21 protein-coding genes and 1 pseudogene are annotated in these 17,182 nt (G+C 67.6%); 14 read left to right on the forward strand and 8 right to left on the reverse strand.

Annotated elements, in window-relative coordinates; genetic code table 11:
• Nucleotides 1-17: 17 nt before the first annotated feature.
• Both rimM and trmD read left to right on the forward strand, forming a co-directional pair.
• Complete coding sequence (rimM, locus tag WFK98_RS15650; RefSeq protein WP_336800890.1) at nucleotides 18-569, forward strand: ribosome maturation factor RimM; 552 nt, start codon at nucleotides 18-20, stop codon at nucleotides 567-569.
• Nucleotides 566-1,390 carry a tRNA (guanosine(37)-N1)-methyltransferase TrmD gene (gene trmD, locus WFK98_RS15655; RefSeq protein WP_442907424.1) on the forward strand — a complete coding sequence of 275 codons (825 nt, stop codon included), beginning with the start codon at nucleotides 566-568 and terminating at the stop codon, nucleotides 1,388-1,390. The genes rimM and trmD overlap by 4 nt, the downstream gene beginning before the upstream one ends.
• Here trmD and WFK98_RS15660 read toward each other — a convergent pair.
• Complete coding sequence (locus WFK98_RS15660) at nucleotides 1,315-2,007, reverse strand: TetR/AcrR family transcriptional regulator (protein ID WP_266338696.1); 693 nt, start codon at nucleotides 2,005-2,007, stop codon at nucleotides 1,315-1,317. The genes trmD and WFK98_RS15660 overlap by 76 nt on opposite strands.
• A gap of 145 nt (nucleotides 2,008-2,152) precedes the next feature.
• Between WFK98_RS15660 and WFK98_RS15665 the strand changes: the two genes are divergently transcribed.
• From WFK98_RS15665 to leuC, 5 genes and pseudogenes are all read left to right on the forward strand, one after another.
• On the forward strand, nucleotides 2,153-2,617 hold the full coding sequence (locus tag WFK98_RS15665; protein ID WP_266338697.1) for an MAPEG family protein: 465 nt from the start codon (nucleotides 2,153-2,155) through the stop codon (nucleotides 2,615-2,617).
• Between the two features lie 17 nt (nucleotides 2,618-2,634).
• Complete coding sequence (locus tag WFK98_RS15670; RefSeq protein WP_336800891.1) at nucleotides 2,635-3,132, forward strand: cupin domain-containing protein; 498 nt, start codon at nucleotides 2,635-2,637, stop codon at nucleotides 3,130-3,132.
• Between the two features lie 187 nt (nucleotides 3,133-3,319).
• Nucleotides 3,320-3,694 (forward strand): annotated as a pseudogene (gene rplS, locus WFK98_RS15675) (50S ribosomal protein L19); the annotation flags it as partial.
• A 76-nt stretch (nucleotides 3,695-3,770) separates the two neighbouring features.
• Nucleotides 3,771-4,583 carry a class I SAM-dependent methyltransferase gene (locus WFK98_RS15680; protein WP_336800892.1) on the forward strand — a complete coding sequence of 271 codons (813 nt, stop codon included), beginning with the start codon at nucleotides 3,771-3,773 and terminating at the stop codon, nucleotides 4,581-4,583.
• 270 nt (nucleotides 4,584-4,853) lie between these two features.
• Nucleotides 4,854-6,272 (forward strand): 3-isopropylmalate dehydratase large subunit, encoded by a 1,419-nt coding sequence (leuC, locus tag WFK98_RS15685; protein ID WP_266338701.1) that lies wholly within the window; start codon nucleotides 4,854-4,856, stop codon nucleotides 6,270-6,272.
• A gap of 75 nt (nucleotides 6,273-6,347) precedes the next feature.
• Here the strand turns inward: leuC and WFK98_RS15690 are convergent, their stop codons facing one another.
• On the reverse strand, nucleotides 6,348-6,659 hold the full coding sequence (locus tag WFK98_RS15690) for a hypothetical protein (protein WP_266338702.1): 312 nt from the start codon (nucleotides 6,657-6,659) through the stop codon (nucleotides 6,348-6,350).
• A gap of 159 nt (nucleotides 6,660-6,818) precedes the next feature.
• Nucleotides 6,819-7,265 carry a hypothetical protein gene (locus WFK98_RS15695; RefSeq protein ID WP_336800893.1) on the reverse strand — a complete coding sequence of 149 codons (447 nt, stop codon included), beginning with the start codon at nucleotides 7,263-7,265 and terminating at the stop codon, nucleotides 6,819-6,821.
• A gap of 237 nt (nucleotides 7,266-7,502) precedes the next feature.
• Here WFK98_RS15695 and WFK98_RS15700 point away from each other — a divergent pair, with 237 nt between their 5' ends.
• The 3 genes from WFK98_RS15700 to leuD all read left to right on the forward strand — a co-directional run bounded on the left by WFK98_RS15700 (nucleotide 7,503) and on the right by leuD (nucleotide 9,205).
• The gene (locus WFK98_RS15700) at nucleotides 7,503-7,982 is read left to right on the forward strand and encodes a GNAT family N-acetyltransferase (protein ID WP_266338704.1); all 480 of its coding nucleotides are present in this window, start codon (nucleotides 7,503-7,505) and stop codon (nucleotides 7,980-7,982) included.
• Between the two features lie 107 nt (nucleotides 7,983-8,089).
• Nucleotides 8,090-8,503 carry a metallopeptidase family protein gene (locus WFK98_RS15705; RefSeq protein ID WP_266338705.1) on the forward strand — a complete coding sequence of 138 codons (414 nt, stop codon included), beginning with the start codon at nucleotides 8,090-8,092 and terminating at the stop codon, nucleotides 8,501-8,503.
• Between the two features lie 96 nt (nucleotides 8,504-8,599).
• A complete protein-coding gene (leuD, locus tag WFK98_RS15710; protein WP_266338706.1) occupies nucleotides 8,600-9,205 on the forward strand; it encodes a 3-isopropylmalate dehydratase small subunit in 606 nt (201 codons plus the stop codon).
• 389 nt (nucleotides 9,206-9,594) lie between these two features.
• Here leuD and WFK98_RS15715 read toward each other — a convergent pair whose 3' ends face one another.
• Nucleotides 9,595-10,470: an HpcH/HpaI aldolase/citrate lyase family protein gene (locus WFK98_RS15715; protein WP_336800894.1), complete on the reverse strand. Its 876-nt coding sequence runs from the start codon at nucleotides 10,468-10,470 to the stop codon at nucleotides 9,595-9,597.
• A 151-nt stretch (nucleotides 10,471-10,621) separates the two neighbouring features.
• Between WFK98_RS15715 and pdxY the strand changes: the two genes are divergently transcribed.
• The 3 genes from pdxY to WFK98_RS15730 all read left to right on the forward strand — a co-directional run bounded on the left by pdxY (nucleotide 10,622) and on the right by WFK98_RS15730 (nucleotide 13,029).
• A complete protein-coding gene (gene pdxY, locus WFK98_RS15720) occupies nucleotides 10,622-11,491 on the forward strand; it encodes a pyridoxal kinase (protein WP_336800895.1) in 870 nt (289 codons plus the stop codon).
• Nucleotides 11,488-12,207: a DUF429 domain-containing protein gene (locus WFK98_RS15725; RefSeq protein ID WP_336800896.1), complete on the forward strand. Its 720-nt coding sequence runs from the start codon at nucleotides 11,488-11,490 to the stop codon at nucleotides 12,205-12,207. The genes pdxY and WFK98_RS15725 overlap by 4 nt, the downstream gene beginning before the upstream one ends.
• A 156-nt stretch (nucleotides 12,208-12,363) precedes the next feature.
• Nucleotides 12,364-13,029, forward strand: a complete 666-nt coding sequence (locus tag WFK98_RS15730; protein WP_266338710.1) for a carbonic anhydrase — start codon at nucleotides 12,364-12,366, stop codon at nucleotides 13,027-13,029.
• A gap of 87 nt (nucleotides 13,030-13,116) precedes the next feature.
• On the opposite strand, the gene WFK98_RS15735 is transcribed toward WFK98_RS15730, so the two are convergent.
• Nucleotides 13,117-14,151, reverse strand: coding sequence for an aspartate-semialdehyde dehydrogenase (locus WFK98_RS15735; RefSeq protein ID WP_266338711.1), 1,035 nt, complete (start codon nucleotides 14,149-14,151; stop codon nucleotides 13,117-13,119).
• A gap of 310 nt (nucleotides 14,152-14,461) precedes the next feature.
• Between WFK98_RS15735 and WFK98_RS15740 the strand changes: the two genes are divergently transcribed.
• Nucleotides 14,462-14,917 (forward strand): hypothetical protein, encoded by a 456-nt coding sequence (locus WFK98_RS15740; RefSeq protein WP_336800897.1) that lies wholly within the window; start codon nucleotides 14,462-14,464, stop codon nucleotides 14,915-14,917.
• A gap of 27 nt (nucleotides 14,918-14,944) precedes the next feature.
• Here the strand turns inward: WFK98_RS15740 and WFK98_RS15745 are convergent, their stop codons facing one another.
• The 3 genes from WFK98_RS15745 to WFK98_RS15755 are packed head-to-tail and all read right to left on the reverse strand — an operon-like array spanning nucleotide 14,945 to nucleotide 17,144.
• Nucleotides 14,945-15,505 carry a hypothetical protein gene (locus tag WFK98_RS15745; RefSeq protein ID WP_336800898.1) on the reverse strand — a complete coding sequence of 187 codons (561 nt, stop codon included), beginning with the start codon at nucleotides 15,503-15,505 and terminating at the stop codon, nucleotides 14,945-14,947.
• A 31-nt stretch (nucleotides 15,506-15,536) separates the two neighbouring features.
• Nucleotides 15,537-16,151, reverse strand: coding sequence for a LysE family translocator (locus tag WFK98_RS15750; protein WP_336800899.1), 615 nt, complete (start codon nucleotides 16,149-16,151; stop codon nucleotides 15,537-15,539).
• A 60-nt stretch (nucleotides 16,152-16,211) separates the two neighbouring features.
• The gene (locus WFK98_RS15755; RefSeq protein WP_336800900.1) at nucleotides 16,212-17,144 is read right to left on the reverse strand and encodes an aldo/keto reductase; all 933 of its coding nucleotides are present in this window, start codon (nucleotides 17,142-17,144) and stop codon (nucleotides 16,212-16,214) included.
• Nucleotides 17,145-17,182: the final 38 nt, after the last annotated feature.

Raw genomic sequence — 17,182 nt, forward strand, 5'->3', positions numbered from 1 at the left:
GACAGAGAGACTCGCCGATGCCCGCTCCGGACCCAGACCAGGTTCTCCTCGGCCAGTTCGGTGCCGCCCATGGCATCCGCGGCGAGATCAAGATCCATTCCTATACCGAAGACCCGTTCGGCATCGCCGACTACGGCCCGTTCGCGCTCGATGACGGCCGCGTCGTCGAGATCGAAACCGTGCGCGAGCAGGGCGAGAACCTGATCGCCCGGGTCAAGGGCATCAACGACCGCAACGCGGCCGAGACGCTGCGCAACCGCAAGCTCTTCGTCGACCGCGCCGCCCTGCCGGAACTGGACGAAGAGGACGATTTCTACCACGCCGACCTGATCGACCTGGCGCTCGAGCTCGGCGACGGCAGCGCCTATGGCCGGATCGTCTCGGTGCAGAACTTCGGCGCCGGCGACCTGATCGAGATCGAGCCCGCCGGCGGCGGCCGCACCTTCTACCTGCCGTTCACCCGCGCCATCGTGCCGACCGTCGACATCAAGGGCGGCCGCGCCGTCGTCGTGCCGCCGCCCGAGACCGAGGCCCGGCCGGAAGACGGCGAGCCCGAGGACGAGGCGTGAGCGATTCGTTCGCCGCGTCGAAGGACGAGGCCGAGACAGGCGCGCCGGCGGGCACGGAGCCCTGGCGCGCGACCATCCTCACCCTCTATCCCGAGATGTTCCCCGGCACGCTCGGGCAGTCCCTCAGCGGCAAGGCGATGGCCGAGGGCAAGTGGTCGCTCGACGCGGTGAACATCCGCGATTCCGCGACGACCAAGCACCGCAATGTCGACGACACGCCGGCCGGCGGCGGTCCGGGCATGGTGATGCGCGCCGACGTCGTCGCCCGCGCCCTCGATGGCGCTGCGCCGGCCGACGACCCGCGTCCGCGCCTTTTGATGAGCCCGCGGGGAAGACCGCTCGACCAGGCCCGCGTCCGCGAACTCGCTGCCGGGCCGGGCGTCCTGATCCTCTGCGGCCGCTTCGAAGGCGTCGACGAACGCGTCATCGAGGCGCGAAAGCTCGAGGAAGTCTCGATCGGCGACTATGTGCTTTCCGGCGGCGAGCTCGGCGCCATGGTGCTGCTCGACGCCGTCGTGCGCCTGCTGCCGGGCGTGATGGGCGGCGCCGAATCCGGCACCGAGGAAAGCTTCGAGGGCGGCCTGCTCGAATATCCGCATTATACCCGCCCGCGCGAATGGGAGGGGCGGACGATTCCCGACGTGCTGCTTTCCGGCGACCACGCCGCGATCGCCAAGTGGCGCCGCCAACAGGCGGAACGGATCACGGCCGAGCGCCGGCCCGACCTGCTCGACAAGGGCGGACGTCAGCCTTCGCCACCGGGCGCGGCAGCGGCTTCGAAGATCCGCGAAAAGCCCTCGACGAGTTGCTCGTCCGAATAGAGCAGCGGATCGTCCATCGGCTCGACCATGCCCTTCATCGTCAGCAGCCCGATCGCCGAGAGATAGGCGAGGAACGCCATCAGGCGCGGCTCCACCGCCGCGCGCGGCGGCCGCTCGCCCTGCTCCTGGCGCAGGATATCTGTCGCCTTTGCAAACAGCAGGTCGTTGAGCGGCCGGATGCGCTCGAACTGCTCGCGATCCCAGCGGATCGCGCCCGCGCCGGCGACCTGGCCAAACAGGAAGGCAAGGCGGAAATCGTCGAGCCGCGGCGCGAAAGCATCGACCGTCCCGCCGAGGATCGCCCGGAGCGCGCCGCCGCCATCCGCCGCCTCGCCGACCCTTGCCTCCACCGCCTTCGCCTGCGCCTCGATCACGCCGTGCACGAGCTCGAACGCCAGCGCGTCCTTGGACGGGAAATAATAGTAGAGCCCCGTCTTCGACATGCCGACCTCGTTCGCCACGGCGTCGAGCGTCATCGCGCCGATGCCATGGCGGAGCAGGACACGGCGGGCGCCCGCCAGAATCTCCTCGCGGGACTGGTCGCGCTTGCGCTCGCGCCGCGCCGCCCGCGCCGCCGTCCTGTCGTGCCCCTGCCCGTCCGAATCCGCACTCGTCACGCTGGCCATTCTCCCGGCTGCATCGCCCAATTTTACCAAAAATCTAAAAAATTATCTCACGTTTGACTTTTTCGAACAACGGTCTAAAAATCAAATCAACGTCGCTTGCGATATCGGCGAAGACCGCCGATCGGAGGAACTGGCAATGGACAGGCTGAGCTTCGACAACCCGCTCTTCGCGACCTATGTGATCGCGGCAACGCTCCTGATCCTGAAGGCGGCGGCCATGTCCTGGCTGGTCGTCTTCCGGATGATCCGGGAAAATGGCGGCTTTCGCTCCCCGGAAGACGGCCGCAAGACTCTCGCCAACCCGAACCCGCATCCCGACCAGCTCGCACCGAACGAGCGCGTCGAGCGGCTGCGCCGAATCCAGCTGAACGATCTCGAAAGCCTCCCCTACTTCCTGGTGGCCGGCTTCCTCTGGATCCTGACCGAACCCTCGCTCGTCCTCGCCCATTGGCTGTTCTACGGCTACGTCCTGACCCGGCTCGCGCATTTCGTCGCCTATTGGACCGCGCAGATCCACGACATCCGGGCTCTGCTCTGGACCCCCGGCTCGCTGATCCTGATCTACATGGCGGCCAGCACGCTCCTGACCGCGCTCTTCTAGGTTCATTGGAAAGGGAGATGGAAGTGACCGTTCAGAACCCGATCGCCGGAACGCAGGCCAAGCCCGCGATGCGCGATTTTCTGTCGCTGCCGACCTGGATCCATGCCGGCCGGATCGAAAGCGGCGGATCGCTGAGCCTGGTCGAGCAGATCATTCCGCCCGGCTTCACCTCGCCCTGGCATGTGCACCAGGACGAGGACGAATCCTTCTTCGTCATTGCCGGCGAGATCACGGTCTACGTCTCCGGCCGCGCGCAGATCGTGGGAACCGGCCAGTTCGCCTTCGGCCCTCGCGCGGTGCCGCATGGCTTCCGCGTCACCGGCGCCGAGCCGGCGAGGCTGCTGCTCATCACCACCGGCTCCGGCTTTGCGGATTTCGTCAACGCCGTCAGCGATCCGGTCGCCGACGGCGCCGCGATCGAGCCGCACGAGCCCGACATTGCCCGCGTCATCGCCATGGCCGAACGGCATGGGCTTGCCATCCTCGGCCCGATCCCCGACATCGCTGCGGCATGACGTCCGGACGAGGCGCGTGCCCGGCCGGCGCCGTGCCGGCGCGGGCGCGGCCCCCGCTGGACTTTCCCCGCCAATTCCTGTACACGCGCGCCATTCATCGCCTTTGACGGCTTTGGACCAATAACTGAAAACAGCGCACCGAAACGCTAGCGGCTCGCGAGAGACCGCATCGGCAGGAGTTGAGACCATGACCAACATCATCGAACAGCTCGAGAAAGAGCAGCTCGAAATCGTCGCCGCCATGCGCGCGGTTCCCGAGTTCCAGCCCGGCGACACGCTGAAGGTCAGCGTGAAGGTTGTCGAAGGTTCGCGTTCGCGCGTGCAGGCCTATGAAGGCGTCTGCATCGCCCGTTCCGGCGGCGGCCTCTCCGAGAGCTTCACCGTTCGCAAGATTTCCTACGGCGAAGGCGTCGAGCGCGTCTTCCCGGTCTACTCGCCGCTGATCGCCGGCATCGAAGTCGTCCGCCGCGGCAAGGTTCGCCGCGCGAAGCTTTACTACCTGCGCGATCGTCGTGGTAAGTCGGCTCGTATCGTCGAGCGGACCGAGGCCCGCAAAGAGAAGGCATAAGCCCTCTCGGCTTTCCGGTTACGAAGGCGGGTCCAGCGGACCCGCCTTTTTTCTTTTGGGGGACAGGGATATGGACGCGTTCAAGCAGAGCAACCGCGCCAGTTGGGACGAGCGCGCCGACATCCATGCCCAGGACCGCACCGGCTTCTACGCCATCGACCGCTTCCTCGGCGGCGAGGACGTGCTCTACCCTATCGAGGCGGCCGAGATCGGCGACGTCGCCGGGCTGAAGCTCGCTCATTTCCAGTGCCATATCGGCATCGATACCCTCTGCCTCGCCCGCCGCGGCGCGAAGGCCACCGGCCTCGACTTCTCCCCGCACGCCATCGCCAAGGCGCGCGAACTCTCCGCGCGGTCGGGCCTTGCGGCCGAGTTCGTCGAGGGCGAGGTCTATGACGCGCCGGAACTGCTCGGCACCGATTTCGACATCGTCTTCACCAGCTGGGGCACCATCACCTGGCTCGACGACATCCGCGCCTGGGCGCAGGCGATCGCCGGCACGCTGAAGCCGGGCGGCCGCCTCTATTTCGCCGACACCAGCCCCGCGATCGCGACGCATGAGGAAATCGACGGCGCCATCCTCCCGCATTACGACTGGCGCTCGGCCCGCGAGAAGCCGCAGCGCTTCGACGCGACCACCACCTATACCGGCGATGAGACGCCGCTCGTCACCAACTTCACCTATGAGTGGATGCGCGGCACCTCGGATGTCATCGACGCCCTGCTCCGGGCCGGCATGCGGCTCGACTTCATGCACGAGCACGAATTGTTGCCTTTCAGGCTGTTTCCGATGATGGTCGACGCCGGAAGCCGCATGTTCCGCCTGCCGGCCGGAATGCCGCGGATGCCACTTGCCCTGTCTCTCGGCGCGACGAAGCGCTGACCTCGATTCGCCTGTCGCGGGACGATGATCCGAATTGTCGTTCCGGTGATTGACTGCTATTTAGAAACGCTATGAACAGCCCCTTCGCCCGCATCCATCAGCCGACGACCGCCGAATTCGCGGCGCTGACGGATCATGCGCGGCTTCCCTGGCGGTTTTTCGCTCGTCTGCTGGCCACCGAGGATCGCGGATCCGATCGACTTTGACGGGGCAGTGGCCCCGATCGATCACCCCTCGCGCAAGCATTTTATCCTTCAGGAAGAAGACGTCATGACCACGTCGAACGGCAATCCCCGCACTCTCTACGACAAGATCTGGGACGACCACGTCGTCGAGAAGAACGAAGACGGCAACACGATCCTCTACATCGACCGCCACCTCGTGCATGAGGTGACGAGCCCGCAGGCCTTCGAGGGCCTGCGCATGGCCGGCCGCAAGGTGCACCAGCCGAAGAAGACGCTCGCCGTCGTCGACCACAACGTGCCGACGACCGACCGCACGCACGGCATCGAGAACCCGGAATCGGCGCTGCAGGTCGCGACGCTCGCCGAGAACGCGGCCGAGTTCGGCGTCGAATATTATTCCGAGCTCGACCGTCGCCAGGGCGTCGTCCACATCGTCGGCCCCGAGCAGGGCTTCACCCTGCCCGGCATGACCATCGTCTGCGGCGACAGCCACACCTCGACGCATGGCGCCTTCGGCGCGCTCGCGCACGGCATCGGCACGTCGGAGGTCGAGCATGTGCTCGCCACCCAGACGCTGATCCAGTCCAAGGCCAAGAACATGCTGGTCACGGTCGACGGCGTGGCGCCGGAAGGCGTCTCGGCCAAGGACATCGTGCTCGCCATCATCGGCGAGATCGGCACGGCCGGCGGCACCGGCCACGTGATCGAATATGCCGGCGACGCCATCCGCGCCCTGTCGATGGAAGGCCGCATGACCGTCTGCAACATGTCGATCGAAGGCGGCGCCCGCGCCGGCCTGATCGCGCCGGACCAGACGACCTACGATTACATCAAGGGCCGCCCGAAGGCGCCGACCGGCGAGACCTGGGAAGCGGCTCTGCGCTACTGGGACACGCTGAAGACCGATCCCGGCGCGCATTTCGACACCGAGATCCGCCTCGACGCCGCCAGCTTGCCGCCGATCGTCACCTGGGGCTCCTCGCCCGAGGACGTCGTCTCGATCGCCGGCGTCGTGCCGAACCCGGACGACATCGCCGACGAGAACAAGCGCAAGTCGAAGTGGCGCGCGCTCGAATATATGGGCCTGAAGCCCGGCACCCGCATGGTCGACATCCCGGTCGAGCGCATCTTCATCGGTTCCTGCACCAATGGCCGGATCGAGGACCTGCGCGCCGCCGCCTCGATGATCCGCGGCCAGAAGGTGCGCGAGGGCGTCAACGCCATGGTCGTCCCCGGCTCCGGCCTGGTGAAGGCGCAGGCGGAAGCCGAGGGCCTCGACAAGCTGTTCCGCGACGCCGGCTTCGAATGGCGCGAACCCGGCTGCTCGATGTGCCTCGCGATGAACGACGACCGCCTGAAGCCGCATGAGCGCTGCGCCTCGACCTCGAACCGCAATTTCGAGGGTCGCCAGGGCTTCAAGGGCCGCACCCATCTGGTGTCGCCGGCCATGGCCGCCGCGGCCGCGATCGCCGGCCACTTCGTCGACATCCGCAGCTGGCGCTGAGCCGCCTCTGCCGAAGCCAATGAAAAAGGGGCCCGGACGGCGACGTCCGGGCCCCTTTCGCATTCCAGGGCGCGATCACCAGTGGCGGGGGCCGCCGCCGCGCGTCCAGAAGCAGCGCTGGCCCACGACGACGCGGCGCCACTCCCAGCGATGATGGCGCCAGACCTTGCGGTCACGGACCACCGGCCGGCAGACCCGGTGCGGCCTGCCCCAGCCATGATGCCCGCGCGGGCCGTTGTCCCAGCCGCGCCGGTCCCAGCGGTCGTCGTGGCGGCCGTGATGGGGTTCGCCGCGATGCCAGGCGAGCGCGCTGCCCGTCGAAACGGCCAGCGAGCCGGTGGCGAGGACAAGGGTGGTCGCGGCGGCAATCATGGTTTGCTTCAGCATGGTTTGCTCCCTTGAGGACGTGCAGGCCGGGGGTCGGCCTGCTCCGCCTATTCAAGAGGGCAACGCATGAACCCCGGCTGAGATGCATGTTCAGCCGACGTTCAGGAAAACCGCCCGTCTGTCCTGTCGACGATCAGCCGGCCTTACCAGCCCGGCCTTTTACCAGCCATAGCCATTGTCGACCCAGTAGCAGCGATTGCCGACGAAGACGCTGCGCCAGCGCCAGCCGCCGGGCGTGCTGACGCGGACATTGCGGAACACCGGCCGGCAGACCCGGGACGGGCCCGTGTCCCAGACGCCGGCGCCATAGCCGAGACCGAGGCCAAGCCCGAAGGCGGGGCCCCAGCCCCAACCCCAGCCGCCGTTCCAGCCGCAGTTCCAGCAGCCGCCACCGCCGTGCCAGCCGCCATTCCAGCCGCCGCCACCGTGCCAGCCGCCACCGCCATGCCACCCGCCACCGCCATGCCACCCGCCGCGCGGCCACATCATGCCGCCACCGCCGTGACCGCCCCAATGCTGGGCGTATGCCGTTTCCGTCGTAGCGCCGAGCGTGCCCAGGACGAGCGCCAGCGCGGCCGCGGCGGAGATCAGGATATGCTTGAACATCACCTTTACTCCTCGAAACCCACGGCGACGCCACCCCGCCACGATCCCGGCGAGCGCCGTAGCGAATGGGGATCAACGACCGGACCGACCCGAGGATCCGGGCTCCCTGTGGTCCAACCGGCCGCAGGGATCGGGCTACATTCGCGATTGCATCCCGAAACCGATGCGACAATGTTATGAAATGGGACAAGGACCGGTCGCCGCCAGTGGCCACCGGCCAACTGCCGACACGGAATCATGGAAACGCTGCCTCTTTCGACCCGCTTCGAGACCGCCGCCCTGACGATCGACGATGCGCTGGAATTCGCGCCCCTGCTGGCCGCCTATGTCCAGGACATGAAGCGAGGCGCGCCGCGCCACCCCGACCTTTATTATGCCGAGACGCTGCTGCGCGACCGCACGGCCGAGATCCTCGGCGCCCGCCTCGATGGCGTGCTGGTCGGCTTCGCCGTGTTCTGCGACCTGCCCGATGCCATGTCCGGCATGCGCGTCGGCCAGCTCGAGGACCTGTTCGTCATGCACGAATCGCGCGGTCGTGGCGTCGCCCGCGCCCTGGTCGAGGCGCTCGCCCGCAAGGGCCGCTCGCGCGACTGGCTGTCGCTGCGCTGGATGGTGCCGGAGGGCTCCTCGATGCGCACGACCTTCGCCGAGACGCTGGGCAAGAAGGCGCGGCTGGAGAGCTTCATCGTCCGCATCGATCGCGGCTCGGCGACCTGACGGCGCTCTCCACGCGGCTGGCGAAATCCGCGCCCCCGACCCATATCAGGCGACCGTGCCGCCGGTGGCGGTTCCTCGTTCCCACTTCCAGCCGGATGCGACTGCGTATGGCAAAGCTCGACCTCGACGCGCTCAAGGCGCCCTCGCTCGACGATTTCCAGGCCCTCGGCCAGGCGGCGCTCGAAAGCCTGCCGGACGAATTCCGCCAGTTGACCGGCGAGATCGAGATCCGCGTCGACGATTTTCCCGATGACGAGGCGCTCGACGCGCTCGGCATCGAGTCCGAGTTCGACCTGCTCGGCCTGTTCCAGGGCGTCGGCCTCGCCCATGCATCGGCGGTCGAATACACCGGCATGATGCCGAACCGCGTCTGGCTCTACCGCCGCCCGATCCTCGATTACTGGGCCGAGCACGACGAAACGCTGGGCGCCATCGTCAGCCATGTGCTGATCCACGAGATCGGCCATCATTTCGGCCTTTCCGACGCCGACATGGAAGCGATCGAGGCGGCGGCCGATTAGCCGTCGCCCAATGCGTCCGCAAACGCCGAAAGCCTTGACCTAGGCGGCTTTTCGGCGCATTTACCGCCGTCTGACGGCTAATTGGGAATGATCACCATGGAAAAATTCACGACGCTGACCGGTGTCGCGGCTCCGCTGCCGCTGATCAACATCGATACCGACATGATCATTCCGAAGGACTATCTGAAGACGATCAAGCGCACTGGCCTCGGCAAGGGCCTGTTCGCCGAGATGCGCTTCAACGAGGACGGCAGCGAAAACCCGGACTTCGTGCTCAACAAGCCCGCCTATCGCGGCGCGACGATCATTGTCGCCGGCGACAATTTCGGCTGCGGCTCGTCGCGCGAGCACGCCCCCTGGGCGCTGCTCGACTACGGCATCCGCTGCGTGATCTCGACCTCGTTCGCCGACATTTTCTACAACAACTGCTTCAACAACGGCATCCTGCCGATCCGCGTGTCGAAGGAAGATCTCGACAAGCTGTTCGATGACGCCGACCGCGGCGAGAACGCCCGCCTGACGGTCGATCTGGAAGCCCAGGAAATCCGCGGTCCCGATGGCGGCTCCGTGCATTTCGACATCGATCCGGCCCGCAAGGAAAAGCTTCTGAGCGGCCTCGACGACATCGGCCTGACCCTGGTCAAGGCGCCTCGGATCGAGACCTACGAGAAGACCACCGAAGCGGCCCGCCCCTGGGCCTGAGGCCAGCGGGACCTTGAATTGGAAAGGCGCCGGAGCGATCCGGCGCCTTTCTTGTTTTGGCGACAAGGATCCGAAAGGTGGATCCCTGCTTCCGCAGGGATGACGGCGAGTATTCGGACACGCTGAGCCCGACCCGCGCTCGTTCGCGTCTCCCTGGGTACGTGCCTCCCCGCGACAATGCTCTTCATCCCATCCGGACAGATGACCGCCCCAACCCCACCCTCGCAGTGATCCCGGCCCCCGAGCCGGAATCCACTCAGCCGAGGCTTTGGGGAGGCTCGTGCGACGGAGAACCCGGCCGCATGGATCCTCGCTTTCGCGAGGATGACGGCGAGCGTCAGAACCAGCGGAGCCGGAGCTGGACGACGAGTGCGGGAGGAGAGAAGCCCCTACCCTTTCGCCGCGATCGCCGCCGCCAGCGCCAACAGGCGCTTCGCCATGTCGGCGTGCAGGCGCTCGACCATGCGGCCCTCGATCCGGATGACGCCCTTGCCGGCGTTCTCGGCCAAGTCGAACACGGGAGCGATCCGCGCAGCCCAGGCCAGTTCCTCCGGCCCTGGCGCAAAGGCGGCGTTGGCGCCGGCGACCTGCTGTGGGTGGATCACCGTCTTGCCATCGAAGCCGCAGTCGCGGCCCTGGAGGCATTCGGCCGCGAAGCCGGCAGCGTCGACGATGTCGTTGAAGACGCCATCGAGGATCTCGATGCCCGCCGTCCGTGCCGCGGCGAGCGCCGTCATCATCCAGGGCAGCATCGGCGCGCGGCCCGGCAGCTGCCGTACCCCCGTCTCGCGGGCGAGATCGTTGAGGCCGAGCACCAGCACCGCGAGCGGCAGCCGCGCATCCTGCGCCTCGGCGATCGCAAGCGGGTCGAGCACGGCGCGCGGCGTCTCGATCATGGCCCAGAGCGGCAGCGCCACGTCAGCGGCGATCCGGGCGCGGACGCGCGCGAGGTCGTCCGGCCGCGAGATCTTCGGCAACAGCAGCGCATCCGGCCGCGCCGCGCCGACCGCCGCGAGATCGGCCTCGATCCAGGGCGTATCGAGCCCGTTGGCGCGGACGACGATCTCGGTGGACGTGCCGGCCTGACGCAGCGCCGCCACCGCCTCGACGACGCGCTCGCGGGCTGCGTCCTTCTCGGAAGGCGCGACGGCGTCCTCGAGATCGAAGATCACGACATCGGCGCCGAGCGTCGGCGCCTTCGCCATGGCGCGCGGATTGGAGCCGGGCACATAGAGAGCGGAACGGCGCGGACGGATCGGCTTCATGCGGGACTTTCCGGAACAGAGGAACGGCCGATCCGGCATGCCGGAAGTCGGGCTCGGCCGCCAGCATAGGAGCGGGAGCAGCGAAACGGAATCGAATCGGCTAGTTTCGCACCGCCGGCCCGGAACCGCCGGCGTCGCAGGAAGCACGCGCATGACCGTCTCGACCGAACTGGTGAAGAAGCCCGCGATCCTCGTCATCTCCTCGACCGTCGTGCGCGGCGCGGTCGGCGGACGCGGCGCGGCCTTCGCGCTGGAGCGCTTCGGCCATCCGGTCTGGTCGGTGCAGACGGTGACGCTGCCCTGGCATCCCGGCCATGGCCGTTCCAGCCGGATCGTTCCGGACGCCGCCGCCTTCGAGGTGCTGGTCGACGACCTGATCCGCGCGCCCTGGCTCGGTGAGATCGGCGCCGTGCTGACCGGCTACATGGGCGCGCCCGGCCAGCCTGCCGCCGTGGCGCGGCTGGTCGATGCCGTCAAGGCGGCGCGGCCCGACGCGCTCTATCTCTGCGACCCGGTGATGGGCGACGCCGGCGTCCTTTACGTGCCGGAGGCGACGGCGGCGGCGATCCGCGACCACCTCGTGCCGCGCGCCGACATCCTGACGCCGAACCCGACCGAACTCGGTTTCCTGACCGGCAATCTCTCGCTGCCGGCCGAGGCGCTGCATGCCGCCGCGACCACGCTCTCGACGCCGCGCATCGCGGTCACCTCGGCCGCCGGCACCGAGGGCGAGATCACCACGCTGCTGCTGTCGCGCAACGGCGCGGGCCACGACACCATCCGCGCCAGCCACGCCGCGATCGGCGGCCGCGTGCCGAACGGCACCGGCGACCTGTTCGCCGCGCTGTTCCTGGCCCGCCTCGTCGAAGGCGCCTCGGACGCTGAGGCACTGCGCCTCGCCACCGCCGCCGTGGCCGACGCGATCGGCGCGGCTGCCCGCCTCGGTACCGACGAACTGCCGCTCGCCGCGATCCAGGACCGCCTGCTGGCGCCGTTGACGCCGGTGCGGATCATCCCGTGACCGCGCGGGTCGTCGGCGTCGACGGCTGTCCGGCCGGCTGGATCGCCGTCTCGATCGCCTCTGACGGCCCGCTTGCACCCGAGGTACGCGTCCATGCCCGTTTCGCCGATCTGGTCGCCGAGACCGGAGACGCGTTCCTCGCCGTCGACATGCCGATCGGCCTGCCGGACTTCATCGGCCCGGAGGGACGCGGGCCGGAACGGCCGGTACGCCAGAAGCTCGGCCCCCGCCAGAGTTCTGTCTTCTCGGTGCCGTCGCGAAGCGCGGTGATGACCGAGGACTATCGCGTTTCCTGCGCGGTCGCGAGCGCCAGCTCGGAGCCGCCCCGCATGGTGGCGAAGCAGTGCTTCCACCTCTTTCCAAAGATACGCGAGATCGACGCGCTGATGACGCCGGCGCTGGAGGCGCGGATCTTCGAGGTCCATCCCGAACTGGCCTTCTGGCGGCTGAACGGCGACGCGGCCATGACCCTGCCGAAGAAGGTGAAGAGCCGGCCCAACCCGGCCGGGCTCGACGAGCGCCGCGCCCTGCTGGTCCGCCATGGATTTGCCGCTGACGACCTCGTCCGCCCGCCGCGCGGCGCCGCCGCGGACGATCTGCTCGACGCGGCGGCGAACGCACTTATCGCCCGCCGCCTGCTCAAGGGCGAGGCGAAGAGCTTCCCGGCCGAGCCGGCGCGCGACGCACGAGGGCTACGGATCGCGATCTGGGCCTGAACGCCGTTTCCCGGCCCGCCGCGTCGCCCTGCCGTCATCGCGACCCGGCCCGGCGCGCGAACCCTCTCGACCCATGCGGCAAAGCCGTTTATTGGATCGCTACGATCATGCTGCACCGCATGATGCTGTGTCAGGCCCCCATTGGAGCACCACCGGATGGCTAAGGCCCCCGATTTCCCGTCCCGTCTTCTGCGCGGCTACTCGACCTTCCGCGAACAGCGGCTGCCGCAGGAGAGTTCGCGCTACAAGGTATTGGCGGAGACCGGCCAGCGCCCGCGAACGATGATCGTCGGCTGCAGCGACAGCCGCGCCGCACCGGAGACGATCTTCGACGCCGCCCCGGGCGAGCTCTTCGTCGTGCGCAACGTCGCCGCGCTCGTACCGCCCTTCACGCCGGATGGCGAACACCACGGCACCTCGGCCGCGATCGAATTCGGCGTGCTGAGCCTGAAGGTGCGCGATCTCGTCGTCATGGGCCACGGCCGCTGCGGCGGCATCACCGGCTATCTCGCCGCCCGCGACGCGCCGCCGGACTTGAAGGGTCACACCGATTTCGTCGGCAAGTGGATCTCCCTGCTGAAGCCGGCCGAGGCGCTGATCTGCGAGGACCCGGCCGAGACGGCCGACCGCCAGCGCGCCATGGAATTCGCCTCGATCCGCCAGACGATCGCAAACCTGCGCACCTTCCCCTGGATCCGGAGCCTGGAGGAGATCGGCGAGTTGGAGCTGCACGGCGCCTGGTTCGACATCTCGACCGCCGAGCTCTACCTTCTCGACAAGGAAACCGGCCGCTTCACCGTGCCGGAAGAGATCGAGGTCTGAGCCCTTCGCGCCAGATGGATACCGGATGCAAAAAGGGCGGCCCCGGGGCCGCCCTTTTCATTGGAAGCAGAACGAAGCCGAACCGCCTCAGGCGGCCTTCTTCTTCGGTTGGATCAGCTTGCGGTTGACCAGGACCTCGGCGATCTGGACGGCGTTGAGCGCGGCGCCCTTGCGCAGGTTGTCGGAGACGACCCACAGGTTGAGGCCGTTCTCGACGGTAGCGTCCTCGCGGATGCGCGAGATGAAGGTCGCGTCCTCGCCGGTCGCCTCGTAGGGGGTGATGTACTGGTCTTCTTCCGGATTATCGATGACCAGGCAGCCCGGCGCCTCGCGCAGGATATCGCGCGCCTCGTCGGCCGAGATCGGCTTCTCGAACTCGATGTTGACGGATTCGGAATGCGAGACGAACACCGGCACGCGCACGGCGGTGCAGGTCAGCTTGATCTTCGGGTCGAGGATCTTCTTGGTCTCGGCCATCACCTTCCACTCTTCCTTGGTGTAGCCGTCCTCCATGAAGACGTCGATGTGCGGAATGAGGTTGAAGGCGATGCGCTTGGTGAACTTCGTCGCTTCGATCGGGTCGTTGACGAAGACGGCGCGGGTCTGCGTGAACAGCTCATCCATCGCTTCCTTGCCGGCGCCAGAGACCGACTGGTAGGTCGAGACGACGACGCGCTTGATCGTCGCGACGTCGTGCAGCGGCTTCAGCGCGACGACGAGCTGCGCGGTCGAGCAGTTCGGATTGGCGATGATGTTGAGCTTGGAGAAGCCCGTGATGGCGTCGGCGTTCACTTCCGGCACGATCAGCGGCACCTGCGCGTCGTAGCGCCAGGCCGAGGAATTGTCGATGACGACGCAACCCTGCGCGCCGATCTTCGGGGCCCATTCCTTCGAGATCGAGCCGCCGGCCGACATCAGGCAGATGTCGGTGTCGGAGAAGTCGTACTGGTCGAGCGCCTTCACCTTCAGCGTCTTGTCGCCGAACGACACTTCCGTGCCCTGGCTGCGGCGGGAGGCAAGCGCCACCACCTCGTCGGCGGGGAAGCCGCGCTCCTCGAGGATCGAAAGAATTTCGCGGCCCACATTGCCCGTGGCGCCGACGATCGCGACCTTGTAACCCATTTTTTCCTGCTCCTTGTCCGTCTTTCTCCCCCACCGTCGTCCGCGGAAAACCCACGTCCGGTCGGCCCCGTCTCCCTCGGGGCCCCGGGGGAGATTGGGGGGCGCGGAGGGACGTCAGGCAGTCGTCGTGGTTTTCGACGTTTTGTCAGTGGTGGAGGTGCGCGTGACGGCCGTGCCTGTCCGGGTGACGGAAGCCACCAGGTCGACTAGAATCGAAGATGCAACGACGTGCGCGGTCATCGGTCAGTCCGAAGAAAGTTGGCGCACGTTCTGCCGTCAAACCAGAGAGAAGTCAACGGAGACGAACCGCGTGAGCAGATTGCAACGGGATTGGATACGCCGTTTCGCCCTGCTGGCGGCGGCAGGAGCCTTCGGCCTGGCGGCGCCCCTGTCGGCGACGGCCGGCCAGCGCGTGCCCGCGGCGGAGATAGAGGGGCTCTTTTCGGGTGTCACGCTGGACGGCATCTACAACAACGGCGCCTTCTTCAGCGAGAGCTACAATATAGACGGCACGATCCGCTATCACGACATGGACGGGTCGGATTCCGGCCAATGGTCGGTGCGCGACGGCAAGTTCTGCACCTTCTACGACAGCCAGGAAGGCGCCTGCTTCTTCGTCGAGCGCGACGGCGGCAACTGCTTCACCTTCTTCGCACCCGAGGAATCCGGCGGCCCCAATGCCGGCCCGGCCAAGGACTGGACCTCGCGCGGCTGGGATCGGCGCAAGCCATCCACCTGCAAGACCGCGCCGGAAATCCATCTCTAGGGCGCTTTCGGGCGAAGCGGATCCGGGTCAGGCGCTGTCCCGGCGCTCGCTCTGCCGCTTGATCGAAGCGAGGATGCGCGACCGGATCAGCCCGCTGACCGGACGGATCGCGTACCAGTAGGGCGCGAAGCGCAGCCAGGCGCCGCGATCCGGACAGAAGACACGCGTCTCGGTGGAGAGGCGCGTCCGCCCGGGGCCCAACGGCTCGGCCGAAAAGGCCAGCGCCAGTTTCGGCACGCCCGGCTCGCGATAGGCGCGATACGCCGACCCGTCCGCCAGCGTCACCAGCCCGTAGTCGGCGCGCCAGAAACGCCCGACCAGGCCATAAACCAGGCCACCGGCGGCCTGCTCGAGCAGCAGGAAATTCTGAAGGCCGAACGCGGCAGGCGCCGGATCCCGCCGCCCCAGGATCTGCCGCAACCCACGCATCGGCGCTTCGCGGAGCGCGATCATGCGGCGGAAAAACGGATCGGATTCCGGACGATAGTCGGCCGCCACCGCGATCACCGCCTCCGGCGACGCCGCCACCTCGCAGGCATGGCGCTCGACGAAATCGTAGTCTGGTAGATAGGTGTCGATCCGTTCCATCCCAAAATCTCGTAACGGCCTCACGCGCCGGTCAGCGTGTCCGCGCCAGCGCCAGCCAGACGCCTCCACCGACCAGGCAGGCGCCGCCGATGCGGGCGATCAGTCGCGACCGCGCTTCCGTCAGCCATCTCCCCGCACGGCCGGCGAGCAGGGCGAACAGGCTGTCATTGATCGCGGCCACCGCCAGCGCCGTCACGCCCATGATCGCGATCTGCACGAGCTTGTTGCGGTTGGGATCGATGAACTGCGGAAAGAACGCGCCGAAGAACAGCAGGATCTTCGGGTTGCTCAGCGCGACCACCAGCCCCTGTAGCAGGAAGCCGCCGCGCGGCGGCGCCGGTGTTCCCGCCGCGGTAGTGATGCCCTCGGCGCGCAGCATCCTGATGCCGAGCCAGACGAGATAGGCGGCGCCGGCGAGGCGCAGCCAATCGAACCAGTGGCCGGCGGCGGAGATCAGCGACGACAGGCCGATCGAGGCGACCGTCACCATGACGGCGAGCCCCAATTGCGTCCCGGCGACGTTGAGCAGCCCGGCGCGCGCGCCATGCCGCAGGCTGTTGGCGATGATCAGCGTCACCGTGGGACCCGGTATGATGGCGATGACGACGCAGGCGAGCAGGAAAGCGGCGTAGACTTCCATCGACATGATGTGTCCTCCCCGCTGCCGACGATCGCATGCCGCGCCGTCACGCGCCAGCGCGCTCCGCTACGCCGGGAGCGCGGCAAATGCGGCGAGATCGGCCGCGCCGAGCTTCCAATCGCCGGCCGCCGCGTTGGCGGCGATCTGCGCCTCCGAGGTGGCGCCAGCGATCACCGAAGGCACGGAATCCTGCGCCAGCAGCCAGGCGAAGGCGAGTTCGAGCAGCGTGTGGCCGCGCGCCCTGGCAAAGGCCTCGTACTGGTCCGCCAGCGTCAGGTTGCGCTCGGTCAGGTAACGGTCGCCAAGCGCCGTCCAGGCGCCGAACCGGCTGCCCTCCGGGCGCTGGCCCTGGCTGTACTTGCCGGTCAGAAGGCCTGCCGCGAGCGGGAAGAACGGGATCAGCGCCAGCTTCTCGGCGCGGATCACCGGCAAGAGTTCCGCCTCGATCGAGCGCTCGACGAGGCTGTATTCGTCCTGGCTGGCGACGAAGCCGCGATAGCCGGCTTTGCGGGCCGCCGCCTGCGCTTCCCCGAGCCCCGCCGGCGTGAAGTTGGAGGCGCCATAATAGCGGATCTTGCCGACCTTCACGAGTTCCTCGAGCGCGCCCAGCGTCTCCTCGATCGGCGTATCGGGATCCGGCTCGTGCTGCTGGTAGAGATCGATGCGGTCGGTCTTCAGCCGCGCCAGGCTGGCGTCGACGGCGCGGAAGATATAGTCGCGCGACGCCCGCTTCTTCTCCGGCGAGCCCTGGATCGGCTTGCCGAACTTGGTGGCGAGCACGATCTTGTCACGCCGCGCGCCCAGCACCTCGCCGATGATGCTCTCGGAATGCGTGTCGGCATAGATGTCGGCGGTATCGAAGAAATTGATGCCGTGATCGATCGCCGCGTCGATCACCCGGCGCGACCCTTCGAGGTCGATGCGCCCGCCGAAATTATTGGTGCCGAGACCGATCACCGAAACATCGAGATCGGTAGTGCCGAGCTTGCGTGTCTGCATCGAGGTGCCTCATGTTGGGTCGGAGATAGTCAGGCAAT

Origin of the sequence: Kaistia sp. MMO-174 (assembly GCF_037147815.1) — a bacterium.
In the GTDB taxonomy this organism is placed as follows: domain Bacteria; phylum Pseudomonadota; class Alphaproteobacteria; order Rhizobiales; family Kaistiaceae; genus Kaistia; species Kaistia nematophila.

What these genes read in the sequence shown, in the direction of transcription:
- rimM (WP_336800890.1), top strand. Translation starts at nt 18, where the DNA reads ATGCCCGCTCCGGACCCAGACCAGGTTCTCCTCGGCCAGTTCGGTGCC.
- WFK98_RS15665 (WP_266338697.1), top strand. Translation starts at nt 2,153, where the DNA reads ATGGACAGGCTGAGCTTCGACAACCCGCTCTTCGCGACCTATGTGATC.
- WFK98_RS15670 (WP_336800891.1), top strand. Translation starts at nt 2,635, where the DNA reads ATGGAAGTGACCGTTCAGAACCCGATCGCCGGAACGCAGGCCAAGCCC.
- WFK98_RS15680 (WP_336800892.1), top strand. Translation starts at nt 3,771, where the DNA reads ATGGACGCGTTCAAGCAGAGCAACCGCGCCAGTTGGGACGAGCGCGCC.
- leuC (WP_266338701.1), top strand. Translation starts at nt 4,854, where the DNA reads ATGACCACGTCGAACGGCAATCCCCGCACTCTCTACGACAAGATCTGG.
- WFK98_RS15690 (WP_266338702.1), bottom strand. Translation starts at nt 6,659, where the DNA reads ATGCTGAAGCAAACCATGATTGCCGCCGCGACCACCCTTGTCCTCGCC.
- WFK98_RS15695 (WP_336800893.1), bottom strand. Translation starts at nt 7,265, where the DNA reads ATGTTCAAGCATATCCTGATCTCCGCCGCGGCCGCGCTGGCGCTCGTC.
- WFK98_RS15700 (WP_266338704.1), top strand. Translation starts at nt 7,503, where the DNA reads ATGGAAACGCTGCCTCTTTCGACCCGCTTCGAGACCGCCGCCCTGACG.
- WFK98_RS15705 (WP_266338705.1), top strand. Translation starts at nt 8,090, where the DNA reads ATGGCAAAGCTCGACCTCGACGCGCTCAAGGCGCCCTCGCTCGACGAT.
- leuD (WP_266338706.1), top strand. Translation starts at nt 8,600, where the DNA reads ATGGAAAAATTCACGACGCTGACCGGTGTCGCGGCTCCGCTGCCGCTG.
- WFK98_RS15715 (WP_336800894.1), bottom strand. Translation starts at nt 10,470, where the DNA reads ATGAAGCCGATCCGTCCGCGCCGTTCCGCTCTCTATGTGCCCGGCTCC.
- pdxY (WP_336800895.1), top strand. Translation starts at nt 10,622, where the DNA reads ATGACCGTCTCGACCGAACTGGTGAAGAAGCCCGCGATCCTCGTCATC.
- WFK98_RS15730 (WP_266338710.1), top strand. Translation starts at nt 12,364, where the DNA reads ATGGCTAAGGCCCCCGATTTCCCGTCCCGTCTTCTGCGCGGCTACTCG.
- WFK98_RS15735 (WP_266338711.1), bottom strand. Translation starts at nt 14,151, where the DNA reads ATGGGTTACAAGGTCGCGATCGTCGGCGCCACGGGCAATGTGGGCCGC.
- WFK98_RS15745 (WP_336800898.1), bottom strand. Translation starts at nt 15,505, where the DNA reads ATGGAACGGATCGACACCTATCTACCAGACTACGATTTCGTCGAGCGC.
- WFK98_RS15750 (WP_336800899.1), bottom strand. Translation starts at nt 16,151, where the DNA reads ATGTCGATGGAAGTCTACGCCGCTTTCCTGCTCGCCTGCGTCGTCATC.
- WFK98_RS15755 (WP_336800900.1), bottom strand. Translation starts at nt 17,144, where the DNA reads ATGCAGACACGCAAGCTCGGCACTACCGATCTCGATGTTTCGGTGATC.